Raw genomic sequence first — 24,190 nt, forward strand, 5'->3', positions numbered from 1 at the left:
CGGGCCGTGGCGTGTTGGGGAAAGCGGCGAGGATCAGGACGCGTCAGAGACGCTCATCGTCACGCTGCCCACTGCGCCTTTGAGGGACGCCTCTTCAATCCAGCGGCGCACGCGCTCGGCATCCGCCTGGCGTGAGTGCTTGCCCGATGAGTCGAGGAACACCATGATGAACTTGCGACCGGCCATCTTGGCTTGCATGACCAGGCAACGGCCGGCTTCGACGATGTAACCGGTCTTTTGCAGACCGATGTCCCAGGCCGGGTTGCGCACCAGGCTGTTCGTGTTGCGGTACTGCAGTTGGCGATTGCCCAGGTTCACCGCATGCTCGGGGGACACCGACAGTTCACGGATCAGGGGATGCTGATAGGCCGCCTTGACCAGCGAAGCCAGGTCTTTGGCGCTGGACTGGTTGCTGCTGTTGAGGCCGGTCGGGTCGACATAACGGGTGTCAATCATGCCCAGGCTGCGAGCCTTGGTGTTCATGACCCGCACGAACGCGCCCAGCCCACCTGGATAAGTACGGCCCAGCGCATGGGCGGCGCGATTCTCGGACGACATCAGCGCCAGGTGCAACAACTCACCGCGGGTCAGGGTGGTGCCGACCGCCAGGCGAGAGCTGCTGTTCTTTTCAGTGTCCACATCGTCGTGGGTGATGGTGATGGCTTCGTCAGCCGGCAAGCGCGCCTCGACCATGACGAGGGCAGTCATCAGCTTGGTCAGGGAAGCAATGGGCAACACTGCTTCGGAATTCTTGGCGAACACCACCTCGTTGGTGTCCTGGTCCATCACCAGCGCAACACTGGACTTGAGATCCAGGGGATCCGGGGTCTGGTGCAGGCCGTACAACTGCCCGTAGGACGCGCGGGCAGCCCCTGGGGCGGGCGCCATGCCACTGAAGCTGTTGGCCGACTGGGAAGACAGGTGAGAGCGAACCACCAGTGGGCGCACGGCGCGCTGGTCAACCGCCGAGGCGACCGCGGGACGGATGCCCGACGAACGCTTCTCGACCTTGGCCTGACGGGCTTCGGCGCGGACGCGGGCCAGACGCTCGGCACGGGACTCGGTCGAGGTGGATTTTTTGGCCGAGGCGCGGGACACCTGTGTGTCTTTGCCCTTCTTGCGCACCGACGCCTGGGCCACCCGCTCCTTGCCGGAGGAGGCCTTCTTCGCCACCGTCTTGGATTTGGCTGAGGCAGACTTGCTGCTCGACTTCTTGGCCGAGACCTTGGTGCTGCTCTTGGTGGACTCGGTTTTGGCGGCCTGCGCAGGCACGGCCACAGCCAGGGTCAACACCGATGCGAGGGCCCAAGTCAGCCAGTTTTTCTTCCAGTTTGCGTGTGCCACGGTACAGCCCTTTCGTCTTGCAGAAAGTGTAAATAAAAAGGCGCGCAAGATCAACGACTTACGCGCCTTTTATCAAGTGACCTGATGAATCAGGTCATTTGCACCCCGCTCAACCCTGCGCAGCGACCTTTTCAGCGTTGCTGTGCAGCTTGTTGAGGGCCGACAAGTAAGCCTTGGCAGAGGCGACCACGATGTCCGGATCGGCCCCCACGCCGTTGACCACTCGCCCACCCAGTTGCAGACGCACGGTCACTTCACCTTGTGATTCTGTGCTTCCTGAGGTGATTGCGTTCACCGAGTACAGCAAAATTTCTGCGCCACTTTTCACGACCGTCTCGATCGCCTTGAGGCTGGCGTCGACCGGACCGTTGCCATCGGCCTCGGCAGTGTGCTCGACCGTGCCGGCGGCGAACACCACGCGGGCGTGGGGACGCTCGCCGGTTTCAGAGCGCTGCGACAGGGCCACCAGGCGATAGTGCTCCTGCTCGCTGGTGACGCTCTCGTCGCCCACCAGGGCAATGATGTCCTCGTCGAAGATCTCGCTCTTGCGGTCGGCCAGTTCCTTGAACTTGGCAAAGGCGGCGTTGACTTCGGCTTCAGAGTCCAGGTCGATGCCCAGTTCTTCCAGGCGCTGCTTGAACGCGTTGCGGCCCGAAAGCTTGCCCAGCACGATCTTGTTGGCGGCCCAGCCCACGTCTTCGGCGCGCATGATCTCGTAAGTGTCGCGGGCCTTGAGCACGCCATCCTGGTGAATGCCGGAGGCGTGCGCGAAGGCGTTGGCACCGACCACGGCCTTGTTGGGCTGCACGACAAAGCCGGTGGTTTGCGAGACCAGGCGCGAGGCGGGCATGATCTGGCGGGTGTCGATACCGACGTCCAGCCCGAAGTAGTCGCGACGGGTCTTGATGGCCATCACGATCTCTTCCATCGCGCAGTTGCCCGCACGCTCGCCCAAGCCGTTGATGGTGCATTCCACCTGACGCGCGCCACCGATCTTGACGCCTGCCAGGGAGTTGGCCACGGCCATCCCCAGGTCGTTATGGCAATGGACCGACCAGATGGCTTTGTCGGAATTGGGCACCATCGCACGCAGATCGCGAATGAAGTTGCCGTACAGCTCAGGAATGGCGTAACCCACCGTGTCCGGGATGTTGATGGTGGTGGCCCCCTCGGCGATCACGGCCTCGCAGACGCGGGCCAGAAAGTCGATTTCAGAGCGGTAGCCGTCTTCAGCTGAGAACTCGACGTCGGATGTGAGGTTGCGGGCGAAACGCACCGACAGCCGAGCCTGCTCCAGCACCTGCTCGGGCGACATGCGCAGCTTTTTCTCCATGTGGAGCGGGCTGGTGGCGATGAAGGTGTGGATGCGCCAGGAATTGGCGCCCTTCAGGGCTTCGGCTGCGCGGCTGATATCACGGTCATTGGCACGCGCCAGCGAGCAGACCGTCGAGTCCTTGATGACATCGGCGATGGCCTTGATGGCCTCGAAGTCCCCGTTGGAGGCCGCGGCAAAGCCCGCTTCCATCACGTCCACCTTCATGCGCTCCAGCTGCTTGGCGATGCGCAGCTTCTCTTCCCGCGTCATCGAGGCGCCCGGTGACTGCTCGCCATCGCGCAAGGTGGTGTCGAAAATGATGAGTTTGTCGGTCATGGTGGGGCTCCCGAGGGCAGGTTCAGCGGTGCAGGCCGGCTTCGTCCGGCTCGTCAGTGGAGGTGGAGATCACGCTCACCGGCTTGCCCTTCATGCGACGCCAGACGTAGACGCCATAGCCGGAGAACCCGTAGATGACGAAGATGGCAAACAGCACGATGGGCGGGTGAATCGTGATCACCGAAATGCCCAGCGCAATGGCCACGATGGCGATGAAGGGCACCGAACGGCGGAAGTTGACGTCCTTGAAGCTGTAAAACGGCACGTTGGTGACCATGGTCAGCCCGGAATACAGCGTGAAACCACAGGCCACCCAGATCATGCCGGGCAGGCTTTGCGCGGTCTCGCCCATGTCGGTCACGACCCAGATCAGGCCCATGACCAAGGCGGCCGCGGCCGGGCTGGGCAAGCCCTGGAAGAAACGCTTGTCGACCACGCCGATGTTGGTGTTGAAACGAGCCAGGCGCAGGGCCGCGCCCGAGCAATAGACGAAGGCGGCGATCCAGCCCAGTTTGCCCATGTCCTTGAGCGCCCATTCGTAGGCGATCAGGGCGGGGGCGGCACCGAAGGAGACCATGTCGGACAGGCTGTCCATCTGCTCGCCGAACGCACTTTGGGTGTTGGTCATGCGGGCCACGCGGCCATCCAGGCTGTCGAGCACGGCCGCGCAGAAGATGCCGATGGCAGCCAGGTCGAACTTGCCGTTCATGGCCATGACGATGGCGTAGAAGCCACCAAACAAAGCGGCCAGCGTGAACAGGTTGGGCAGGATGTAGATGCCCTTGCGACGGCGACGAGGGGGTTCATCCACGTCATGCGTGTCGAGATCTTCCATGAGATCGGGGTCCTGCGGAGAGAGAGGTTGCATGCTCAGGCCGCGACCAGGGTCGCGAGAATGGTGGTGGTGGCGCACACCTTTTCGCCGGGCGCCACCTTGGGCACGGCGTGGGGTGGCAGGTAAACGTCGACGCGGGAGCCAAAACGGATCAGACCGTAGCGCTGCCCTCGTGTGAGTCGGTCGCCGGGCTTGACGTGGCAAAGGATGCGGCGCGCGAACAGACCGGCACTTTGCACCAGCGTCACGATCTGGCCGTGTGAGTCGATGACGACGGCATTGCGCTCGTTGTGACGCGAGGCCGTGTCGAGGTCGGTGCTGACCAGGTGCCCCGGAAAATACTGGACCTGCTGGATGACGCCGTCCACACTGGCCCGGTTGCCCTGGGTGTCGAACAGGTTCATGAACACGCTGATGCGCAAAGCGTCGCGGTTGGCGTAGGGGTCGCGGGCTTTCTCGATCTTGACGACGCGGCCGTCGGCCGGCGAGAGCACGGCCCCGGACTGCGCCGGCGCCTTACGCGGCGACGCCCGCCAGAGCAGGAAGCTCAGCGACAAGGCCAGGCCGCCCAGCAGCAGGGCCGGCCAGGCGCCCAGCACCCACGTCAGGGCCAGGGTGGCCAGCAGAATCAGCCCCACAACAGAGGCGTTCACGCGGGCACCCGCTTGAAAGGGATCGTTCATGGTGCAAGCGAGGATACCTCATGCGACAGCGGCGACACCGGTGGCACATGGTGAAGCACGCGCTGCGGGAAGGGAATGTCGATGCCCAGGCGGTTGAGGGTGTCGAGCACGGCCAGGTTGACGTTAGAGCGCGGGGCACCCAGGCCCAACTCGGGGTCCAGCACCCAGAAGGAAATGGTCAACTCCAGGCCGTCGGCCGCAAAATTGCTCAGTTGCACGCTGGGCGCCGGGTCGCCCATCACACGCGGGACCTCGGCCACGGCGGCCAGCAGTTGGGGGAACAGGGCACGCAAATCGGTGCCATAGGCCACCTGCACCACGGTGCTGACCGACACCCGCCGGTCACTCAGCGACGCGTTTTCGACCCGCTGGGTGATCAAGGTTTCGTTGGGAACGATGGCTTCGCGCCCTCCGCTGGCCCGCAAGACGGTGTAACGGGTTTTGATGTCGGTGATCGTGCCTTCGAAATTGTCGACCTTGACCAGGTCGCCAATGCGCAGGCTGCGCTCGGCCAGGATCACGAACCCGCTGACGTAGTTGGCCGCCAGTTTCTGCAGTCCGAAGCCCAGACCCACGCCGATGGCGCCGCCGAACACCGACAAGGCCGTCAGGTCGATGCCCGCCGTGGACATCGCCAGCATCAAGCCGACCAGCAACAGGATGGAGCGCATGGCGTTGACCGCCATCTTGCGCAGCGAGAGGTTGTCGGTGGCGCCCTTGAGCAACTGCGACTCGATGGCCGACGACAGCGACAGCGAGAGGATCAGGACCAGCACGGCATTGATCGCGCCCTCGAGGAGGTTGCGCAGGTTGAGGACGCTGCCCCCCACCTTCCAGGTGACGCTCTCCATCTCGGCCAGCAAAATGGGCAGCAGCCCGGTCACCCACAAGACCGTAGCCAGCCAGGCGAGCCACGACACGGTGCGCTCGATGACCCGCATCGTGCGGGAGTCGGGAAACACCACGCGAAGGACCTTGACGGTGACCCTGATCACGGCCAGGGACATCAGCACCGGCAGCGCCACCTGGAACAAGAGCATGGGCCCCTGGCTCTGGAACAGGCGGTAGGCCAGCAAGGCCAGGCCCAGCGACAGCACCGGGAACAGGGCCCCATCGATGACGCGATGCCCCAGCCAGATGGAGCGCACGTCGCCCTGACGACCACGCCACAGGCGTACGATCAGCCAAGCCAAGCCCAGACAGCCCAGCAAGATGGCGATTTCCATCACGGCGGCAGGCCGCTGGAGATGGGCCCACAGGTTGGACAGCTCGCGTGCGGTCAGGGGGGAAGTGTCGTGAACGGGGTGCTCGAGCGTCATGGATCAATCAGGAAGCAGGCGTGAGGCATCAGGCCTCCAACAGAGTGCGAACGTGGGCGGCCACACTGCGCGCCAGAGAGCTGACGTGGTAGCCGCCCTCCAGGCAGGACACCACGCGCCCACCGGCAAAGCGCTGCGCCACTTCCACGATTTTCGCCGTGATCCAGGCGTAATCGGCTTCGACCAGTTGCAAGCCGCCCATCTCGTCCTCGCGATGGGCGTCAAACCCGGCGGAGATGAAGATCATCTCCGGACGAAAGTCTTCCAGGCGGTACATCCAGTAGCTCTCGATCACATCGCGGATGGTGTGACCATTGCTGCGCGCCGGCACCGGCACGTTGACCATGTTACCTGCCCGGGATTCAGCCCCGCTGAAAGGGAACAAAGGATGCTGGAACATGCCGACCATCAGCACCCGGTCGTCTCCCGCAAAGATGTCTTCGGTGCCGTTACCGTGGTGCACGTCGAAGTCGACGATGGCCACGCGCTGCAGTCCCCTCACGTCCAGCGCATAGCGAGCCGCCACCGCCACGTTGTTGAAGAAGCAAAACCCCATGGTCTGGTTATGGGGTGCGTGGTGCCCCGGCGGGCGGATGGCACAGAAAGCATTGTCCACCTTGCCGTCGATCACGGCGTCGGTGGCGGCAATGGCCGCCCCGGCCGCACGCCAGGCCGCCGAACGGGTACCGGGGCAGGCCCAGGTGTCGGGGTCGAGCGCCCGGCTGTCGCCCGTGGCTTCGAGTTGCTGCAGGAAGTCGTCCAGCGTCAGGATGTAGTTGAGGTCGTGGGCCAGCGCGAGGTGGGCGTTGCTGGCCAGCGGCACCTCCCCGTGCACCAGTTGGGCATCCAGCCCCTGTGACCTCAATTCGTCTTCGATGGCCAGGATGCGCTGAGGCCCCTCCGGGTGCCCTTCCCCCATCACATGGGCGAGGCAGTCTGGGTGGGAAAAATAACCGGTTGCCATGCGTTCATCCTGCCCCGCATCTCTGGCGGGTTTGAGTTATGGTTTCACCATGCTCCGCAAAGATTCTTCTCTCGCCACGACGGCCATCACGCCCTCGTCACCTCAGACCTCGCAGATCACGCGTCTCATTGATCAGGTTAGCACGATCATTGTCGGCAAGCATGAGCAGGTGACCCTGAGCGTCATCTGTCTGCTGGCTTGCGGGCATCTGTTGATCGAGGACGTGCCCGGCGTGGGCAAGACCACCTTGTCGCACGCACTGGCGCACAGCCTGGGTTTGAGCTTTTCGCGCATCCAGTTCACGGCCGACCTGCTGCCCTCCGACCTGATCGGGGTGAGCGTGTACGACCGCCACAAGGAAGACTTCATCTTCCACCCCGGGCCGGTGTTCGCCCAGGTGCTGCTGGCCGACGAGATCAACCGGGCCGGGCCGCGCACCCAGAGTGCCTTGCTCGAAGCGATGGAAGAGCGGCAGGTGTCGGCCGAAGGGGAGACACGCCCCCTGCCCTCGCCGTTTTTCGTGATTGCCACGCAGAATCCGGGAGATCAGCTGGGCACGCACCCGCTGCCCGAGTCGCAACTGGACCGCTTCGCCATGCGCCTGTCGCTGGGCTACCCGGATCCGGCGGCCGAGCGGGCGCTGCTGGTGGGTGATGACCGACGCAGCCTCTTGCAGGCACTGCAGCCGGTGATGACGCCCGAGGCGTGGGCGCACGCGCAAGCCCAGGTCGATGCGGTGCATGTGTCGGCGGGCCTGCTGGATTACCTGCAGGCACTGATTGCGGCCACGCGGGATGGGCGCTGGTTTGCGCTGGGGCTGAGCCCGCGTGCGGGGCTGTCGCTGTTGAAACTGGCGCGGGCGCGGGCCCTGGTGCTGGGGCGCAACCATGTTTCACCGGAAGACCTGCAGGTGCTGTGGGTGCCCGCCGTGGCGCACCGCCTGCAACCGTTGGCGCAGTCGGGGCGCAGTGCTGCAGCCCAGGCACGAGCCCTGCTGGAGGCGGTACCGGTGCCATGATGACCGGCTTGAGGCACCTGTTGCAGCAGCGCTGGCATGCCTGGTGGGACGCACGCCTGCCCCGTATGGATCAGCTGACGCTGACGCACCGCAACCTCTACATCCTGCCCACCAAGGTGGGTTGGAGCTTCGCGGCCGTGCTGGTGGTTTTGTTGGTGGCCTCGATCAACGAGCGCATCAACCTGGGCTATGCCCTCACCTTTTTGCTCGGTGGCAGCGCCCTGGCGGCGGCCCACCTGACCCACGGCAACCTGCAGGGCCTGCAGTTGCGCCTGCTGTCGGCGCGCAGCGTGCACGCCGGTTTGGTGCTGCAAGTGGGCATCGGTCTGCACAACCTGCATCGCAAAAAGGGGCGTTGGGGCCTGCAGGCCCATGCACAAGGGGGGCTGGCACAACAGGTCGAGGTGGCGCCGGGGCAGGACGCCGTGCTGGAGCTCGATGTGCCCGCACCTCAGCGTGGCTGGCTGACCTTGCCCCGAGTCACACTCGAATCGGGCTACCCCCTGGGCTTGTTTCGCGCCTGGGCCTACTGGCGCCCACACAGCCGGGTGTTGGTCTGGCCCGCACTGGATCCCCACGCGCCGCCGCTGCCGGCCTGGCAATCTGACGCGGCCCTCAGCGCCAGCACCCGTCAATCCAGCCAGAGCACCGAGCCCCCCGAAGGCTTGCGCGATTACCGACGCGGCGACCCGGTGCGCTGGATCGCCTGGAAAAAGTCCAGCCATGCCATTGCCTCGGGGACCGGCCTGGTGAGCCGAACGTCCGAACAAGGGCGCTCGCCCGATCTGTGGCTGGACTATGAGCACAGCCCAGGGCTGGCGGGCCTGGACACCGAAGCCCGCTTGTCACGCCTGGCCACCTGGTTGCTGCAGGCCGAAAACCGCATGGAGGGCCCTAGCGGCACCTACGGGCTGAAACTGCCGGGACAGACCATTGCCTGCGGGCGAGGCGCCACGCACCTGCGTGAATGCCTGGATGCGCTGGCGGCCTGGCCCAGCCTTCCGGTAGGGCGGCCCTGATGCTGCGCGCCCGCACCGCACCCCTCACCCGTGAAGGCCGTGACACGCTGTGGTTGCTGCTGGCCCTGGCCCTGAGCCTGGCGCCGCACCTGAGCCGCTTGCCGCTGTGGTGCAGCATCGGCACCGCGCTGGCCTTGCTGTGGCGTGCCCTCCTGGCGTGGCGCGATGCGCCCCTGCCGCCACGCTGGGTGCTGTTCATCAGCCTGGCGGCCAGCGTCGGGCTGACCTTGTCGACCCACCAAAGCCTGTTCGGCCGCGAAGCCGGCATCACCCTGGTGACGGTGCTGGCCGCGCTCAAGACCCTGGAGTTGCGCGCCCGGCGCGATGCCTTTGTCGTGACCTGCCTGGGCTTCTTTCTGGCGTTCACGCAGTTCCTGTACTCGCAAAGCATCGTGATGGCCCTGCTGATGCTGATGGCCACCTGGGCCTTGCTGAGCTCGCTGGTGCTGGCGCAACGCCCCCTGGGGCGCCCAACCCTCGGCAGCGCGCTCAAGGCCTCAGGACAGAGCCTGCTGTGGGGCCTGCCCCTGATGTTGGCCCTGTATGTGTTCTTCCCCAGACTGGGGCCGCTGTGGAGCCTGCCTTCCGACGCAGGCAGCAAGACCGGCCTTTCCGACAGGCTGAAGCTGGGGCATGTGTCCGAGTTGGCGCTGGACGACACCATCGCCATGCGCGTGCGCTTCGACGGGGCAGCGCCACGGCCCAACCAGCTCTATTTCCGTGGCCCGGTGCTGACCTGGTTTGACGGCCAGACTTGGTCGGCACGCGCCACACCATTTCGCCAGCAGGCCCAAACCGATGCAGAGCCCGTCATCCAGGCGCAAGGCCGCACGCTGAGCTACCAGGTGACGCTGGAGCCCACCCGCTTGCGCTCCTTGCCGCTGCTGGATGGCACGCTGGCCGCCGGCCCCACGCCCCCGCTGACCCAACCCGAGATGCGTCGCTGGGGCCTGGACTGGCAGACCGCGCGGCCAGTGGCCGACCGCATCCAAGTCAGCGCCCAGGCCTGGCTCGGCGCCCGCGACACCTCGGTCGAAGGATTCACGCGCCAGACCCCTTACCTGCAACTGCCGCAAGGCTTCAACCCGCGCACCCTGACCTGGGCCCGGACCCAGCGCGCCCGCCCGGAACTGGCCCAGGCCGATGCCCGCACGGTGTCTCAAGCCCTGCTCCAGCACATTCGCACCGAAAAATTTGTCTACACCCTCGCTCCGGAAGACGACGCACCGGCCGCAGATGGGCGCCCCGAGCCTCATCTGATTGACCGCTTCTGGCTCGATCGCCGTACTGGTTTTTGCGAACATTTCGCCACCGCCTACGTGGTGGTGATGCGCGGCATGGGCATTCCAGCCCGCGTGGTGACGGGCTTTCAGGGCGCCGAGCTGAATGTGGTCGATGGCCTGTACGTGGTCCGCAACAGCGATGCCCATGCCTGGGCCGAGTTCTGGCAAGCGGGCGAAGGCTGGATCCGCGTCGATCCCACGGCTGCCGTGGCGCCCGAACGCATCGAGCGCAGCAGCGCTCAACGACTGGCCCAAGGCGGCCTCGCAGGTGTGCTGGGCGAGGGCCAGGGGCAATGGTGGCGCACCTGGCGCGCTTACATCGATGCTGGCAACCACCGTTGGAACGTGTGGGTGCTGCAGTACGCACGCGAGCAACAGCTCAGCCTGCTGCAGAACTGGGGCGTGGATGCGCACAATTGGGCCGACCTGCTGCGCATCTGCGCCATCATTTTCGCAGGGGTGAGCTTGGGCGGCCTGGCCTGGCTGTGGTGGCAACGCCCCCGCACCGTCCACAGTCCTTGGGAGCGAACCATGTGGCAACTGCACCGCAGCCTCACGACGCTGGGGGTGGCGCCCCCGCAGGACTGCCCGGCGCCCGCCCCAGCGCTGGCCTGGGCGCAGCGCCTGCGCACCCTTCCCCCCGAGCGCCTCCCCGCCGATCTGCACAGCTTCCTGCTTGCGCAACTCACAGCCCTGGATGCCTTGCGCTATGCCCGGCCTGACACGCAGGCGCCCGCCCCCCTGCGCCAAGCACAAGGCCTGGTCAAACAGCTTCGCCAACGCGTCGGCGCGCACCGCCGCTCGCGCATGGCCCCACCCTCGGTGCCATGACACCCCGCTCTGGCCTCCCTCTTTCTGCCCCACGCCCATGAAGCCCTTTCACCATCACCTCGCCCTCCCCTCACGCTGCGGATGGATCAGCCTGAGTGCAGCCCTGCTCTGTGCCTGCAGCACGCCCCTGCCCCCCACGGAGACGCTGAAGACGGTCGCAACGCCTGCTGCGACACCGTCCGCCGTCAGCCCCGCCGCCTCAGGGCCCAGCGCCCAGATCCAGGCCATCCCCAACCCGGTGATCGCCCCTCAGGTGCTGACCACCCCGGGCGATGCGGACAGCTACAGTGAGCGCGCCGATGCACGCGCCCTCGCCCGCGACATTGCCCAAGCTCAAGAGCTGGACGAAGCCTGGGTCTGGTCAGCCCTGTCGGCGGCCCGCTACAAAAGCCAGGCCGCTCGCCTGATGATGCCGGCGCCGCGCGGCACGGCCAAGAACTGGGGCGTCTACCGCTCCCGTTTCGTTGAGCCCATCCGCATTCGGGCAGGCATGGCCTTTTGGCAACAGTACCAAGGTGATTTGAAGCGCGCCGAGGCGCAATACGGGGTGCCGGCCGAAATCATCGCCGGGGTGATTGGCGTGGAAACCATCTATGGCCGCAACACAGGCAATTTCCGCGTGCTGGATGTACTCACCACCTTGTCGCTCGACTTTCCAAGCGGCCGCAGTGACCGCAGTCCCTTTTTCAAGAAGGAGCTGGGCGCATTTCTGAAACTCTGCGTGGAACAGCAACTGTCGCCCGATGCAGTGCTGGGCTCCTACGCCGGGGCCATCGGCTGGCCGCAATTCATGCCCAGCTCCATCCGCCGCTGGGGGGTGGACTTCGATGGCAATGGTCAGGTCGATCTGCAACGCAGCCCGGTGGACGCGATCGGCAGCGTGGCTCATTACCTGGCCGAACACGGCTGGCGTACCGGGCAGCCCACGCACTTTGCCGTGACGCCCCCCACAGACGAAGCGGCCCGCGCCAAACTGCTGGCGCCCGATATTCTCCCGAGTTTCTCTGCCGACGAGATGCGCGCACTGGGGGCCGTCTTGCCCGAAGTCGCCACACAGCAAGCAGGCCCCTTGGCGCTGGTGCTGCTGGAAAATGGCGACCAGGCGCCCACGCTGATTGCCGGCACCCAGAATTTCTACGCCATCACACGTTACAACCAGTCCAGTTATTACGCACTGGCGGTCATTGAACTGGGGCAGGCCGTAAGCCAAGCCCCGGTACTGCCGCGTGGCAATCCGTAATGCTTCAGCTCAGGCCCCTTCACAAAACTTCATGTAAACAGTTGAAAACGAAGGCGCAGGTAACCCCATCAAGGTCGCGGATAAGTTGTTTTGAAATCTGGTGCAATTGCAAAGTATTTATTTTTGGGTTTACAATATTCATTAGATGACGCAGATCAGCATGTTGTTGGCCCGCGTCTCACCCTCCCAATAAGTATTCAAGCCCTGGCAACAGCGCATCAAAGGATCGTACATGAGCAACTACCAAGACCTCCTCGCCCAAAAAGCCGCCCTCGAAAAGCAAACCGCCGAACTGGAAAAGGCGCTGCAAGAAGCTCGTCGTGCTGAACGCGCAGGCGTGATCGCTCAGATCAAGTCCTTGCTGTCTGAACACGGCCTGACGGTGGCTGACCTGGGCCTGAAGGCCGGCGGCAAGGTGGCAGGCACGCCCAGCAGCAGCGCTGGCCGCAAGGTGGCTCCGAAGTACCGCAACAACGCCACGGGTGAAACCTGGACCGGTCGCGGTCTGCAACCCAAGTGGATTCAAGCCGCCATCGCCTCGGGCAAGAAGCTGGAAGACTTCACCATCTGATATTGCCCTCTGATGGCAGGCGGCCTCCCGCCGCACATAAAGCCGATGCCCTTGCATCGGCTTTTTTCATGCCGACGCCACTGATGCAGCGGCGCCGGCCACCTCCGGTTCAAGGTGTCTTGAAATCCCCGGCCACGCCCAGGACGAATTGCCCGGGCTGAATGTGGCGGCGCAACGCGGCATTCACCTGATCCAAGGTGAGCTGATCCAAGGCCCGATCCACTTCGGCCGAAATCGCAAACGTGCGCTGGAGATGCAGATTGCTGGCCCAGCCAGCTGCCAGTCGCGCATCTTGCGCACGACTCAAGCGTCGGAAATTCAAGAGCCCGCGCTTGCCCGCCTCGAATTCCGCCTGCGAAAAACCTTCCTTGCACGCCCGGTCGATCTCGTCACGGAAGGCCGAAAGCACCTTGTCCCGATTTTGCGGGGCAAAATTGGCCGCCGCCATCCAATGAGAATGCGGCTCCTCAGCATTCCACTGTATGGAACTGTAAACGCTATATGACAAGCCGTCTTTTTCGCGAATGCGGTTCCACAGCCGGGAATCCCCCCCGCCGCCGAGCAGGTGGTTTGCCAGCATGAGCGCTGGGTAATCAGGGTGCGTATCGCTCAGAGGCAGCGGCAAGCTGACCGCCATCGAGGCATTTTGCCGATCGGGCGTGGCCAGTTGCAAGGTGGTGGGTGCCACGGTGCGGAAAGGCTCGGGCACGCGTGCATAGGGCGCCGGGCTGCTCCACTCCCCAAAAGCGGCCCGCAGCGCTGAAACGGTCGCCTCCACATCCAGATCGCCGACCGCGGCAAACTGCGCATGACTGGCGCCCAGGAACTGCTGGTAATAGGCCTTGACGCGGTCGAGTTGCAGGGACTTCCAGTCCGCCTCGGTTTCGTCGAACGTGGGCGCATAGCGCACATCGCCACGGGCGTAGGGGTTGCCGTGGCGCGCCAGGGCTTCATCGAGCAGGGCCTCGGGCTCCTTGCGCTGCGCATCCAGGTCGGACAAGGCCTGACGGCGCACCTCCTCCAGCGCCTCGGCCGGCAAAGCCGGATGACGCAGCATCTCGGCCAGCAAGGCAATCGTCTGCGGCAGCTTATCGCGCCGGGTTGAGAGTTGCACCGAGATCTGGCCCGGCGCACCGGCGAACGCCAGCTCGGCCTGCAGCGCGTCCAGGCGGTCTTGCACCTGCTGACGGCTCAGCTCTCGCGTGCCCTTGTCGAGCAACGCCGCCAAGGCGGCAGGCGCCTCACCCCAGTTGGCGAGAGACTTCTCATCGCCAAAACGCAGGGTCATGGACACCTTGACCGCTTGGCCCCGCGTGGACTTGGGCAGCAACGCCACCTGCATGCCCGAAGGCAGGGTCAGGCGCTGCGTGCGGGCATCGATGTTGGCCGGACTGGCATCGAAGGCCTCCGCCGCCGCGGCTGCCGCCTGCCCTTTGAAATCCTTCAAGGCGGCCGCCACATCCACGCGGGTGGGTTGCGGCGCACGCTGCGGGGCGGTCGTGGGCACGTACTGGCCCAGCGTGCGATTGGACGGCAGGAAGGTTTGCGTGGCCACCCGTTGCACGTCGGCCAGCGTGATCGCCTGGATGCGATCACGGGTCAGAAAAAACAGGCGCCAGTCTCCCTGGGCAACGGCCTCGGACAGGGCCACCCCGACGTGCTGCGGATCGGCAAAGCCCTGATCCCAGCTGTTGAGCCATTTGGACTTGGCGCGCGCCAGTTCGGTGTCGGTGATGGGCTGGCGGGCCACGTCCTCGATTTCGGCGAGCATGGCCTGCGCGGCCTTGGCCGGATCTTGCTCGTTGGCCAGTTGCGCACCCAGCACGATGTGCCCCGGGTCGGCCAGTGCCTGCGAGAAGCCAAACACCGAGGCCGCCAGTTGTTGCTCGGTCAGGCGACGGTGCAGGCGGCCCGAGGGCGTGTCCCCCAGGATGATGGAGAGCAACTCCACGGCGGCGAAGTCGGGATGCGAGCCGGGCACGACGTGGTAGCCGGCAAACAGCATGGGCACCCCGCCCACGCGGCGTACGGTCACGCTGCGCTCGCCATCTTGCACGGGGTCAAGGGTATAGAGGGGCGGCAGCACCCGTTGTGGCTTGGGAATGACCCCGAAGGACTGCTGCACCCAGCTCAGCACCTTGGCGGCATCGAACTTGCCCGAGACGATCAGCGTGGCGTTGTCCGGCTGGTAGAAGCGCTGGTAAAACGCCTTCAGGTTACGGATGTCCACGCCTTCAACGTCGGTGCGCGCGCCAATCGTGGACTTGCCGTAGTTGTGCCACTGGTACATGGAGGCGAGCGTTTTTTCCAGCAGGATGCGCCCGGGGTTGTTCTCGCCCATCTCCATCTCATTGCGCACCACGGTCATCTCGCTGTCGAGGTCCTTACGCGCAATGAAGCTGTTGACCATCGCATCGGCCTGCCAGTTCAGGTACCACTTCAGGTTGTCGTCGTTGGCCGCAAAACTGGCGAAGTAGTTGGTACGGTCGTACCAGGTGCTGCCATTGGCGCTGAAGCCCCGCTTGTTGAACTCGGACCAGACCTGGGGATGGCGCGGGCTGCCCTTGAAGATCAGGTGCTCCAGCAGATGGGCCATGCCGGTTTCTCCGTAGCCCTCATGACGCGACCCCACCCGGTAGGTGACATTGACCGTGGTGGTGGGCTTGGTGTCATCGGGGATCAGCAGCACCTGCAGCCCGTTGGGCAGCCGGTATTCGGTGATGCCCTCCACGCTGGTGACCTGCTGAAGCGCGGACTTGGTCACCCGCACACTGGCCTGGCTGCTCGTGGGGGTGGCGGCATGGGTGGCAGGCACCAGGGTCGAGGCCACCAGAAGACTCAAGAAGGTGAGTTTCAATCGTGTCGGCATGCGCATGGGGTAGGAAGGGTCGAGGTGAACACAGGATTCAGGGCAAAGGCGAGCCCGTCCATCGGCTCGCGCACCGGATGAGTGTAGAGCGAGGGCAGAAAGGTTCCCGAAGGCACCCGATCGGGCCAGAATCCCCTGACACGCATGTTAAAAAGACAGCATCCTGATGAACCCTGACACCATGTCCGAACTCACGCCTCCCTCCCGCACCAAGCTCCGGTATGTGCTCATGTGGGGCGCTGTGGCCCTGGTCGTGGCAGGCGGCGTGTTGGCCTGGCAACGCCTCAAGCCACAAGGTTTACCTCCCAGCATTGCCAGCGGCAATGGCCGCCTGGAGGCCACCGACACCGACATCGCCACCAAGTCCGGTGGCCGGGTCAAGCAGGTGCTGGTGCGCGAGGGTGACAACGTGAAGGCCGGCCAGACCTTGGCCGTCATGGACACCGCGTTGCTGGAAGCCGACCTGGCCCGCGCCCAGGCTCAGGTCCGACAGGCCCAGCAAGCCAGCGCCACCGCCGATGCCTTGCTGGCCCAGCGCCAGCAGGCCGTGACCACCGCGTCCGCGCAAGTCGCCCAGCGCGAGGCCCAGTTGGCCCTGGTCACCAAGGAATGGCAGCGGGCCAAGGAGCTGGTTCAGCAGGGTTTCTTGCCCCCACAAAAGCTCGACGAAGCCACCGCGCAGTTGCAAGGCGCCCGAGCGGCCCTGAGCGCTGCCCGCTCGCAGGTGGCCGAAGCCCGCACCGCCATCACCACCACCGAATCCCAGCGTACCGAGGCGCAATCGGCCATCGAGACCGCGCAGGCCAGCGTCAATCGCATCCAGGCCGATCTCAACGACGCCACCTTGAAGGCGCCGCGCGATGGGCGCATCCAGGTGCGCGCCGCCCAGGAGGGCGAGGTACTCGGCGGCGGGGGGCGCGTGCTGTCGATGGTCGACCTGAGTGACGTCTACATGACCTTCTTCCTGCCCGAAACCGCGGCCGGCCGCGTGGCCATCGGCAGCGAGGCCCGCCTGGTACTGGACGCCGCACCGCAGTATGTGGTCCCGGCCAAGGTGACGTTTGTGGCCAGCGTCGCCCAGTTCACGCCCAAGACGGTCGAGACCACGGTCGAGCGCCAGAAACTGATGTTCAAGGTGCGCGCGCACATCGACCCCAGCCTGCTGGCGCGCTACACCGACCAGGTCAAGACCGGCATGCCCGGCATGGCGTATGTGCGCATCCAAGCCAATGAGGCCTGGCCGGCACAACTGGACGTGAAACTGCCGGCCGAACCCGCTTCGGCACCGTGAATGCCCCCATGAATCGGCCCGTTGCCCGCGTTCAGGCCCTCACCCACCGCTACAAGCGGATCACGGCCCTCGACGATGTCACGCTGAGCATCCCGGCCGGGTGCATGGTCGGCCTCATTGGGCCGGACGGCGTGGGCAAGTCCACCCTGCTGGCCCTGCTGGCCGGGGCCAAGCGCATCCAGACCGGTCAGGTCGAAGTGCTGGAGGGCGACATGGCGCAGGCCGCGCACCGCCGCGACGTGTGCCCCCGCATCGCCTACATGCCCCAGGGCCTGGGCAAGAACCTCTACGCCACCCTCTCGGTGGCCGAGAACGTTGACTTCTTCGGCCGCCTGTTCGGCCACGCCCCCGCCGAGCGTCAAGCCCGCATGGCTGACCTGCTGTCTGCCACGGGTCTGGCCCCCTTTGCAGACCGCCCCGCTGGCAAGCTCTCTGGCGGCATGAAGCAAAAGCTCGGCCTGTGCTGCGCCCTCATCCACGACCCCGATCTGCTGATCCTCGACGAGCCCACCACCGGCGTCGACCCGCTGTCGCGCCGCCAGTTCTGGGAGCTGATCGACCGCATCCACGCCCGCCGCCCCGGCATGAGCGTGCTGGTGGCCACCGCCTACATGGAAGAGGCCGAACGCTTCGACCATCTGATCGCCATGGACTCGGGACGCGTGCTCGCCACCGGCACCCCGGCCGAGCTGCGCCAGCGCACCCTGCGCGACACCTTGGAGGCGGCCTTCATCGCCCTGCTGCCCGCACAACGCCGTGAAGGCCACCGCGAACTGGTCGTGCCGCCCCGCTCCAGTGCCGATGGTGAGATCGCCATCGAGGCCCACGACCTCACCTGTCGCTTTGGCGACTTCACGGCGGTCGACCGGGTCAACTTGAGCATCCGCCGTGGCGAGATCTTCGGCTTCCTGGGCTCCAACGGTTGTGGCAAGACCACGACCATGAAGATGCTCACCGGCCTGCTGCCACCCAGCGAAGGCCATGCCGAGCTGTTCGGCCAGTCCGTCAACGCCCACGACCTGTCCGTGCGCCGCCGCGTGGGCTACATGTCGCAGGCCTTCTCGCTGTACGGCGAGCTGACCGTGCGCCAGAACCTCGACCTGCACGCGCGCATCTTCCAGGTGCCCGCCGCGCAACGCGACGCGCGCATCGCTGAGATGATGACCCGCTTCGAGCTGCACGACGTCGCTGACGAACTGCCTGAGAAGCTGCCTCTGGGCGTGCGCCAACGCCTGTCACTGGCGGTGGCCGTGGTGCACGAGCCGGACATGCTCATCCTCGACGAACCCACTTCGGGCGTCGACCCCATCGCACGCGATCAATTCTGGGAATTGATGCTCCAGCTCTCGCGCCAGGATGGCGTGACGCTGTTCATCTCCACCCACTTCATGAACGAGGCCCAGCGCTGCGACCGCATCTCGCTGATGCACGCCGGGCGCGTGCTCGACAGCGGCACACCGGCCGAGTTGATGCAGCGCCATGGCCACGACAAGCTGGAAGACACCTTCATCGAGTTGCTGGAGCAAGCCCAGGCAGCACAGGACCGCGCCTCGGCTGCCATCCCGCCCCCCACAGCGCCCCCTGCGCCGGCCCCGTCTCCCCAGCCCACACACCGCCGCCCGCCTCGCTTCAGCCTGGCCCGCCTGCTGAGCTACGCACACCGCGAGTCGCTGGAACTGCAACGCGACCGCATCCGCCTCACCCTGGCCCTGATCGGCTCAGCCCTGCTGATGATCATCATGGGTTACGGCATCAGCCTGGACGTGCAGGACCTGCGCTTTGCCGTGCTCGACCGCGACCAGACCGCCCTCAGCCGTGACTACGTGCTCAACCTCTCCGGCTCGCCCTACTTCCTGGAAGAGGCACCCCTGCAAAGCGACGCCGAACTCGACCGGCGCATGCGCAGCGGCGAGCTGAGCCTGGCCATCGAAATCCCGCCCAACTTCTCCGCCGACCTGCAACGCGGCCGCACCACCACCATCGGCGTCTGGGTCGATGGCGCCATGCCCCAGCGCGCCGAAACGGTGTCGGGCTACGTCCAGGGCCTGCACGCCACCTACCTGAGCGAGCAACTTGCCCTGCACGGCATCAAGGTCGCCTCTCCCGCCTCGCTCGAGGTCCGCTACCGCTACAACCCTGACGTCAAGAGCCTGTTTGCCATGGTGCCGGCCGTCATCCCCATCCTGCTGATGTTCATCCCGGCCATGCTGACGGCCCTGGGCGTGGTGCGTGAAAAGGAGCTGGGCTCCATCACCAACCTCTACGTCACCCCGGTCACCAAGCTCGAATTCCTGCTTGGCAAGCAACTGCCCTACATCGGCACCGCCATGCTGAGCTTCCTGCTGATGACCGCCATGGCCATCTGGGGCTTTGGCGTGCCGCTCAAGGGCAGCTTCCTCACCCTGTTCATCGGCGCGGTGCTCTACGTCACCGCCTCCACCGGTTTTGGCCTGCTGATGTCCACCTTCACCGGCAGCCAGATCGCGGCCATCTTTGGCACTGCGCTGGCAACCATGCTGCCGGCCATCCAGTTCTCCGGCCTGATCAACCCGGTCTCGTCCCTCGAAGGCATGGGCGCCCTGCTCGGCAAAATCTACCCCACTGGCCCCTTCCTCATCATCAGCCGCGGCACCTACTCCAAGGCCCTGGGTCTGACCGACCTCTGGACCTACTTCATCCCGCTGCTGGTCATCATCCCGGTGCTGACCCTGGCCAGCGTCCTCCTCTTGAAGAAGCAGGACACATGAACAGCCTGCTCACCTCCCTCGGCCACATCTGGCAACTCGGGCTCAAGGAACTGCGCAGCCTGTGGCGCGACCGCCTGCTGCTGCTCTTCGTCATCTGGGCCTTCTCGGGCGCGCTCTACACCGCCGCCAAAGCCGCCCCAGACCGGCTGCACCGCGCCGCCATTGCCGTGGTGGACGAAGACCAGTCCCCGCTGTCGCAGCGCATCGTCAACGCCTTCTACCCGCCCACCTTCATGAAACCCACGGCCATCGGCCTGCGTGACATGGACGCGGGCATGGACGCCGGGCGCTTCACCTTCGTGATGGACATCCCGCCGGACTTCCAAAGCAATGTGCTGGCGGGCAAGCAGCCCAGCATCCAGCTCAACGTGGACGCCACCCAGATGAGCCAGGCTTTCCTGGGCGCCAGCTACATCCAGAGCATTGCCTTGGGCGAGGTGGCCGAGTACCTGGCCGGTGACCGCGTGGTGAGCACACCGGTCGTGGACCTGGCCATCCGCAACCGCTTCAACCCGGCGCTCGACAACACCTGGTTCATGGGCGTGATGGAGCTGATCAACAACGTCACCATGCTCTCCATCGTGCTGACCGGCGCCGCCCTGATCCGCGAGCGCGAGCACGGCACCATCGAGCACCTCCTGGTGCTGCCCGTCAAGCCGTCGGAAATCATGCTGGCCAAGGTCTGGGCCATGGGGGCGGTGGTCTTGCTGGCGACCGCGCTGGCCCTGCAATTTGTGCTGCGAGATGCCCTGCAAATGCCAGTGAGCGGCTCCATCGGCCTGTTCCTCACCGGCTGCGCCCTGCACCTGTTTGCCACCACCTCGATGGGCATCTACCTGGGCACCGTGGCGCGCTCCATGCCGCAAATGGGCCTGCTGATGATCCTGGTGCTGCTGCCCCTGCAGATCCTCTCAGGCGGCATGACGCCCCGCGAAAGCATGCCCGACCTGGTGCGCTACCTGATGATGGGCGCTCCCACCACGCATTTCGTCAGCTTTGCCCAGGCCATCCTCTACCGAGGGGCCGATCTGAGCATCGTGTGGCCGCAGTTTGCCGCCATCGGCCTGATCGGGGCCACCTTCTTCGTGGCCGCCCTCAAGCGTTTCCGCAGCACCGTCAGCAGCATGCAGAACTGAGCCTCCGGCCCGAGGACCAGAGGCAGAGGGCTCAACTTCAACGCGGCGCGTTGACCTTCGGCGCCAGCATCACGCGCGTCTTGCCGCCGGTCGTCACCAGAATCACGGCGTCACCGGGCTTGAAGGCTTCATTGCCTTCAGCCTGCACGATGGCACGGCGTTCACCGCTCGACAACTGCAGCAGGATTTCCACCGCACTTTCGCGGGTGCCAAAACGCTCCACCGCGTGGCCCACCACGGCACCCACAACGGCACCCGCCACGCCAGCCATGGCCGAGCCCCGGGAATTGCTGGTCGAGCCGGCCCCGGCAATGCCACCGATCACGGCACCGCTGCCGCCGCCAATGCCACTCTGGCTGCCCTCGACCACCACCGGGCGCACATTAAGCACCACCCCGTCGGCCACCTGAGACAGGCGCTGGGCATCGCCGGGCTTGATCACATCCGGACTCGTGGTGGAACAGGCTGCCAACACACACAGCGACACCACAGAGAGGGCCTTGGCGGCCATCGACATCATTTGCTTCATAGTGAACCTCGGATCGCAAGAACAGACGCGCAGCATCTCCTGACACTGCACCATGCCCTCACTGTAGCCGAGGCAGACAGGCAGTGCTGCCCGCCTCTCACTCATCCATGCCCAGTTCCTGGATCTTTCGGGTGATGGTGTTGCGCCCGATGCCCAGCTTCTGCGCCGCCTCGATGCGGCGACCACGGGTCAGCTCCAGGGCCGTGTGGATCATGCAGGCCTCGAACTGACGGGTCAGCGCATCCCACACATCCGGCTGCCCCACTTCCAGGCGCTGGCGGGCATCCCGCTCCAGATCACGCAACCACGTTGGCGTGGCCGACACCCCCAGCACCTCGGTCAGCGACGCAGGCGGCACGGCATCGTGCGCACCACCATTGAACGCGCCGATGGATGCCCCAGCGGCGCCCGACAAGGCCTCATCCAGAGACACCGGCACCCCTGCCCCCCCCAGCTCGGCAACCACCGGGCTCGACAAGCCCGAGGGCATGGCATTCAGCGGCGCCAAAGGCGCCAGCGGGTCAGACGCACCATTCAGCAACTCGGGGGGCAAATCCTTGCTCTCGATCACCTGCGCCGGCGCCATCACCGTCAGCCAGTGGCAAACGTTTTCCAGTTGGCGCACATTGCCGGGGAAATCGAACACCGCCAAGCGCGCCAGCGCTGCCTCGGAAATCCGCTTCGCTTCCACACCCAGGTCCTTCGCGCTCTTTTGCAGGAAGAAGCGCGTCAGCGTCGGAATGTCTTCGCGACGCTCCCGCAGCGCCGGCAGACGCAGGCGGATCACGTTCAGGCGATGGAACAAGTCCTCGCGGAACACGCCCTGGCGCACCCGCTCTTCCAGGTTCTGGTGCGTGGCCGCGATCACGCGCACATTGCTCTTGATCGGGTGGTGCCCCCCCACGCGGTAGAACTGCCCGTCGCTCAGCACCCGCAGCAAGCGGGTCTGCAGGTCAAACGGCATGTCGCCGATTTCGTCCAGGAACAGCGTGCCCCCATCGGCCTGTTCGAAACGCCCGCGGCGCATCGTTTGCGCACCCGTGAAGGCACCACGCTCGTGGCCGAACAGTTCCGACTCCAGCAAATCTTTCGGTATGGCGGCGGTGTTGATCGCTACGAAGGGACCATTGCCCCGTGGACTGTGCTTGTGCAGCGCCCGCGCCACCAACTCCTTACCCGAGCCCGACTCGCCGGTGATCATCACCGTCACATTGCTCTGGCTCAGCCGGCCAATGGCGCGGAACACATCCTGCATCGCCGGCGCCTGCCCCAGCATCTCGGGCATCTGCGTCACGCGCTCATCGATCACTTCCTCCCGCACGCTCTCGTCCACCGCGCGGCGAATCAGCTCGATCGCCTTGGGCAGGTCGAACGGCTTGGGCAGGTACTCGAACGCCCCGCCCTGGAAGGCCGACACGGCGCTGTCCAGATCAGAGTAGGCCGTCATGATGATGACGGGCAGCCCTGGCAAACGCTCCTTGACCTTGCTCAGCAGGTCAATGCCGGAGCCCCCGGGCATGCGGATGTCCGACACCAGCACCTGCGGTTCGTCATCGTCCAGCGCGATGAGCACGTCGCGGGGGTTGGTGAAACTTCGCACGGGAAGTTCCTCGCGCGCCAGTGCCTTCTCAAGCACAAAGCGGATGGATTGGTCGTCGTCAACGATCCAGATAGGTTTCATGCTGCTGACTGGTTAGGGCATCCCGAACCGCATGCGACGCCAGACCGGACTTCAGGGCAGCGGTATCAGGATCTTGAATACCGTGCGTCCGGGCTCGCTTTCACATTCGATGGTGCCTTGATGCTGTTGAACGAAGGTCTGAGCCAGAGTCAGACCCAGGCCAGAGCCCCCGTCACGCCCCGACACCAGCGGGTAAAAAATGCGATCACGGATGGACTCCGGAATCCCCGGGCCGTTGTCTTCGATATGCAAGACCAGTGCCAGGCGGTGCAACTGGCGGTTGATCGTCACCCGCCGCGCCACCCGCGTGCGCAGCGTCAACAAGGCATCGCCCGCCGCCACCCGCTCGATGAGCGCCTGCGCCGCGTTGTGCGCAATGTTCAACACCGTCTGGATCAGCTGTTCGCGGTCGCCCCGAAACTCGGGCAAGGACGTGTCGTAGTCACGCCAGACGCGCAAGCCCCTGGGGAACTCCGCCAGAATCAGCGAACGCACCCGCTCACACACCTCGTGGATGTTCACATCCCCCACCACATGCGGACGCCGGTGCGGCGCCAGCAACCGATCCACCAACAACTGCAGCCGGTCGGCTTCGTGGATGATCACCTGGGTGTACTCGGTCAGCGAGCGCGACTCCAGCTCCATTTGCAGCAACTGCGCCGCACCCCGGATCCCGCCCAGCGGGTTCTTGATCTCGTGGGCCAGGTTGCGGATCAGCTCCTTGTTGGCCTTCGCCTGATCGAGCACGCGCTCTTCCCGCTCCTGACGCGTCTGCTGCTCCGCTTCAACCAGCTCGACCAGCACCAGGTCGCCATGCTCCAGGCGCGTGGCAATCACCTGCACCGACATGACCTCGCCCACCTGCAGATGCAGGTGACGCTTCAATTCAGCGTTCAGGCGACTGGTTGCGTAATCATTGCGCGCCACGGCGGCCACGATGTCACGCAGCACGCTCGCATCCACCAGCCAGTCAAAAATCGACATGCCCAGCATGGCACGCCGAGACAAACCCAGGGCTTCCTCGAAAGCCGTGTTGGCATACAGGCACAGCCCATCTGGCGTCACCACCGACACCATGGTGGCCAAGTGGTCCAGGGTTTCCAGGTGGGGCGGCAGGCTGTGTTGCGTCAGCTCCTGCCACTGAGTGTCGCTCGTTCTCGGGGATCTCTCCATCCCGGG

Annotated in this window: 18 protein-coding genes; 8 read left to right on the plus strand and 10 right to left on the minus strand. The window is 65.3% G+C overall.

Annotated features, from left to right (window positions below; all coding sequences use genetic code 11):
• Positions 1–33: 33 nt before the first annotated feature.
• The 6 genes from pbpG to AC3WW4_RS12345 form a co-directional block, all read right to left on the minus strand.
• Complete coding sequence (gene pbpG / locus AC3WW4_RS12320) at positions 34–1,098, minus strand: D-alanyl-D-alanine endopeptidase (RefSeq protein ID WP_488829748.1); 1,065 nt, start codon at positions 1,096–1,098, stop codon at positions 34–36.
• 355 nt (positions 1,099–1,453) lie between these two features.
• Complete coding sequence (locus AC3WW4_RS12325; protein WP_488828790.1) at positions 1,454–2,995, minus strand: 2-isopropylmalate synthase; 1,542 nt, start codon at positions 2,993–2,995, stop codon at positions 1,454–1,456.
• Between the two features lie 22 nt (positions 2,996–3,017).
• The gene (pssA, locus tag AC3WW4_RS12330) at positions 3,018–3,830 is read right to left on the minus strand and encodes a CDP-diacylglycerol--serine O-phosphatidyltransferase (RefSeq protein WP_488828791.1); all 813 of its coding nucleotides are present in this window, start codon (positions 3,828–3,830) and stop codon (positions 3,018–3,020) included.
• Positions 3,831–3,865: 35 nt separating this feature from the next.
• The gene (locus AC3WW4_RS12335; RefSeq protein ID WP_488828792.1) at positions 3,866–4,513 is read right to left on the minus strand and encodes a phosphatidylserine decarboxylase; all 648 of its coding nucleotides are present in this window, start codon (positions 4,511–4,513) and stop codon (positions 3,866–3,868) included.
• On the minus strand, positions 4,510–5,832 hold the full coding sequence (locus tag AC3WW4_RS12340; protein WP_488828793.1) for a mechanosensitive ion channel family protein: 1,323 nt from the start codon (positions 5,830–5,832) through the stop codon (positions 4,510–4,512). The genes AC3WW4_RS12335 and AC3WW4_RS12340 overlap by 4 nt, the downstream gene beginning before the upstream one ends.
• Before the next feature lie 28 nt (positions 5,833–5,860).
• Entirely contained in the window at positions 5,861–6,796 is a 936-nt protein-coding gene (locus tag AC3WW4_RS12345; protein ID WP_488828794.1) for a histone deacetylase family protein, read from the minus strand.
• A 49-nt stretch (positions 6,797–6,845) separates the two neighbouring features.
• Between AC3WW4_RS12345 and AC3WW4_RS12350 the strand changes: the two genes are divergently transcribed.
• From AC3WW4_RS12350 to AC3WW4_RS12370, 5 genes are all read left to right on the plus strand, one after another.
• Complete coding sequence (locus tag AC3WW4_RS12350) at positions 6,846–7,814, plus strand: AAA family ATPase (RefSeq protein WP_488828795.1); 969 nt, start codon at positions 6,846–6,848, stop codon at positions 7,812–7,814.
• Complete coding sequence (locus tag AC3WW4_RS12355) at positions 7,811–8,833, plus strand: DUF58 domain-containing protein (RefSeq protein WP_488828796.1); 1,023 nt, start codon at positions 7,811–7,813, stop codon at positions 8,831–8,833. The genes AC3WW4_RS12350 and AC3WW4_RS12355 overlap by 4 nt, the downstream gene beginning before the upstream one ends.
• Positions 8,782–10,947: a transglutaminase TgpA family protein gene (locus AC3WW4_RS12360; protein WP_488828797.1), complete on the plus strand. Its 2,166-nt coding sequence runs from the start codon at positions 8,782–8,784 to the stop codon at positions 10,945–10,947. Before AC3WW4_RS12355 ends, AC3WW4_RS12360 begins: the two co-directional genes overlap by 52 nt.
• A gap of 37 nt (positions 10,948–10,984) precedes the next feature.
• Positions 10,985–12,187: a lytic murein transglycosylase B gene (gene mltB / locus AC3WW4_RS12365; RefSeq protein WP_488828798.1), complete on the plus strand. Its 1,203-nt coding sequence runs from the start codon at positions 10,985–10,987 to the stop codon at positions 12,185–12,187.
• Positions 12,188–12,419: 232 nt separating this feature from the next.
• Positions 12,420–12,758 (plus strand): H-NS histone family protein, encoded by a 339-nt coding sequence (locus tag AC3WW4_RS12370; RefSeq protein ID WP_488828799.1) that lies wholly within the window; start codon positions 12,420–12,422, stop codon positions 12,756–12,758.
• A gap of 109 nt (positions 12,759–12,867) precedes the next feature.
• Here AC3WW4_RS12370 and AC3WW4_RS12375 read toward each other — a convergent pair whose 3' ends face one another.
• Positions 12,868–15,633 carry a M16 family metallopeptidase gene (locus AC3WW4_RS12375; RefSeq protein WP_488828800.1) on the minus strand — a complete coding sequence of 922 codons (2,766 nt, stop codon included), beginning with the start codon at positions 15,631–15,633 and terminating at the stop codon, positions 12,868–12,870.
• Between the two features lie 223 nt (positions 15,634–15,856).
• Here AC3WW4_RS12375 and AC3WW4_RS12380 point away from each other — a divergent pair, with 223 nt between their 5' ends.
• Genes AC3WW4_RS12380 through AC3WW4_RS12390 form a run of 3 tightly spaced genes read left to right on the plus strand, consistent with a single transcriptional unit; the run spans position 15,857 to position 20,801 of the window.
• Complete coding sequence (locus tag AC3WW4_RS12380) at positions 15,857–16,918, plus strand: HlyD family secretion protein (RefSeq protein WP_488829749.1); 1,062 nt, start codon at positions 15,857–15,859, stop codon at positions 16,916–16,918.
• A gap of 8 nt (positions 16,919–16,926) precedes the next feature.
• Complete coding sequence (rbbA, locus tag AC3WW4_RS12385; RefSeq protein WP_488828801.1) at positions 16,927–19,665, plus strand: ribosome-associated ATPase/putative transporter RbbA; 2,739 nt, start codon at positions 16,927–16,929, stop codon at positions 19,663–19,665.
• Positions 19,662–20,801: an ABC transporter permease gene (locus tag AC3WW4_RS12390; protein WP_488828802.1), complete on the plus strand. Its 1,140-nt coding sequence runs from the start codon at positions 19,662–19,664 to the stop codon at positions 20,799–20,801. Before rbbA ends, AC3WW4_RS12390 begins: the two co-directional genes overlap by 4 nt.
• A gap of 37 nt (positions 20,802–20,838) precedes the next feature.
• On the opposite strand, the gene AC3WW4_RS12395 is transcribed toward AC3WW4_RS12390, so the two are convergent.
• The 3 genes from AC3WW4_RS12395 to glnL all read right to left on the minus strand — a co-directional run bounded on the left by AC3WW4_RS12395 (position 20,839) and on the right by glnL (position 24,184).
• Positions 20,839–21,330: a glycine zipper 2TM domain-containing protein gene (locus AC3WW4_RS12395; RefSeq protein WP_488828803.1), complete on the minus strand. Its 492-nt coding sequence runs from the start codon at positions 21,328–21,330 to the stop codon at positions 20,839–20,841.
• Positions 21,331–21,427: 97 nt separating this feature from the next.
• A complete protein-coding gene (gene ntrC / locus AC3WW4_RS12400) occupies positions 21,428–23,011 on the minus strand; it encodes a nitrogen regulation protein NR(I) (RefSeq protein WP_488828804.1) in 1,584 nt (527 codons plus the stop codon).
• A 51-nt stretch (positions 23,012–23,062) separates the two neighbouring features.
• Positions 23,063–24,184 carry a nitrogen regulation protein NR(II) gene (gene glnL, locus AC3WW4_RS12405; RefSeq protein WP_488828805.1) on the minus strand — a complete coding sequence of 374 codons (1,122 nt, stop codon included), beginning with the start codon at positions 24,182–24,184 and terminating at the stop codon, positions 23,063–23,065.
• Positions 24,185–24,190 lie beyond the last annotated feature (6 nt).

The organism is Aquabacterium sp. TM01 (genome assembly GCF_057808345.1).

What these genes read in the sequence shown, in the direction of transcription:
- rbbA (WP_488828801.1), top strand. Translation starts at nt 16,927, where the DNA reads ATGAATCGGCCCGTTGCCCGCGTTCAGGCCCTCACCCACCGCTACAAG.
- AC3WW4_RS12375 (WP_488828800.1), bottom strand. Translation starts at nt 15,633, where the DNA reads ATGCGCATGCCGACACGATTGAAACTCACCTTCTTGAGTCTTCTGGTG.
- AC3WW4_RS12325 (WP_488828790.1), bottom strand. Translation starts at nt 2,995, where the DNA reads ATGACCGACAAACTCATCATTTTCGACACCACCTTGCGCGATGGCGAG.
- AC3WW4_RS12395 (WP_488828803.1), bottom strand. Translation starts at nt 21,330, where the DNA reads ATGAAGCAAATGATGTCGATGGCCGCCAAGGCCCTCTCTGTGGTGTCG.
- pssA (WP_488828791.1), bottom strand. Translation starts at nt 3,830, where the DNA reads ATGGAAGATCTCGACACGCATGACGTGGATGAACCCCCTCGTCGCCGT.
- AC3WW4_RS12360 (WP_488828797.1), top strand. Translation starts at nt 8,782, where the DNA reads ATGCCTGGATGCGCTGGCGGCCTGGCCCAGCCTTCCGGTAGGGCGGCC.
- AC3WW4_RS12380 (WP_488829749.1), top strand. Translation starts at nt 15,857, where the DNA reads ATGTGGGGCGCTGTGGCCCTGGTCGTGGCAGGCGGCGTGTTGGCCTGG.
- AC3WW4_RS12370 (WP_488828799.1), top strand. Translation starts at nt 12,420, where the DNA reads ATGAGCAACTACCAAGACCTCCTCGCCCAAAAAGCCGCCCTCGAAAAG.
- AC3WW4_RS12335 (WP_488828792.1), bottom strand. Translation starts at nt 4,513, where the DNA reads ATGAACGATCCCTTTCAAGCGGGTGCCCGCGTGAACGCCTCTGTTGTG.
- ntrC (WP_488828804.1), bottom strand. Translation starts at nt 23,011, where the DNA reads ATGAAACCTATCTGGATCGTTGACGACGACCAATCCATCCGCTTTGTG.
- mltB (WP_488828798.1), top strand. Translation starts at nt 10,985, where the DNA reads ATGAAGCCCTTTCACCATCACCTCGCCCTCCCCTCACGCTGCGGATGG.
- AC3WW4_RS12345 (WP_488828794.1), bottom strand. Translation starts at nt 6,796, where the DNA reads ATGGCAACCGGTTATTTTTCCCACCCAGACTGCCTCGCCCATGTGATG.
- AC3WW4_RS12340 (WP_488828793.1), bottom strand. Translation starts at nt 5,832, where the DNA reads ATGACGCTCGAGCACCCCGTTCACGACACTTCCCCCCTGACCGCACGC.
- AC3WW4_RS12350 (WP_488828795.1), top strand. Translation starts at nt 6,846, where the DNA reads ATGCTCCGCAAAGATTCTTCTCTCGCCACGACGGCCATCACGCCCTCG.
- glnL (WP_488828805.1), bottom strand. Translation starts at nt 24,184, where the DNA reads ATGGAGAGATCCCCGAGAACGAGCGACACTCAGTGGCAGGAGCTGACG.
- AC3WW4_RS12390 (WP_488828802.1), top strand. Translation starts at nt 19,662, where the DNA reads ATGAACAGCCTGCTCACCTCCCTCGGCCACATCTGGCAACTCGGGCTC.
- AC3WW4_RS12355 (WP_488828796.1), top strand. Translation starts at nt 7,811, where the DNA reads ATGATGACCGGCTTGAGGCACCTGTTGCAGCAGCGCTGGCATGCCTGG.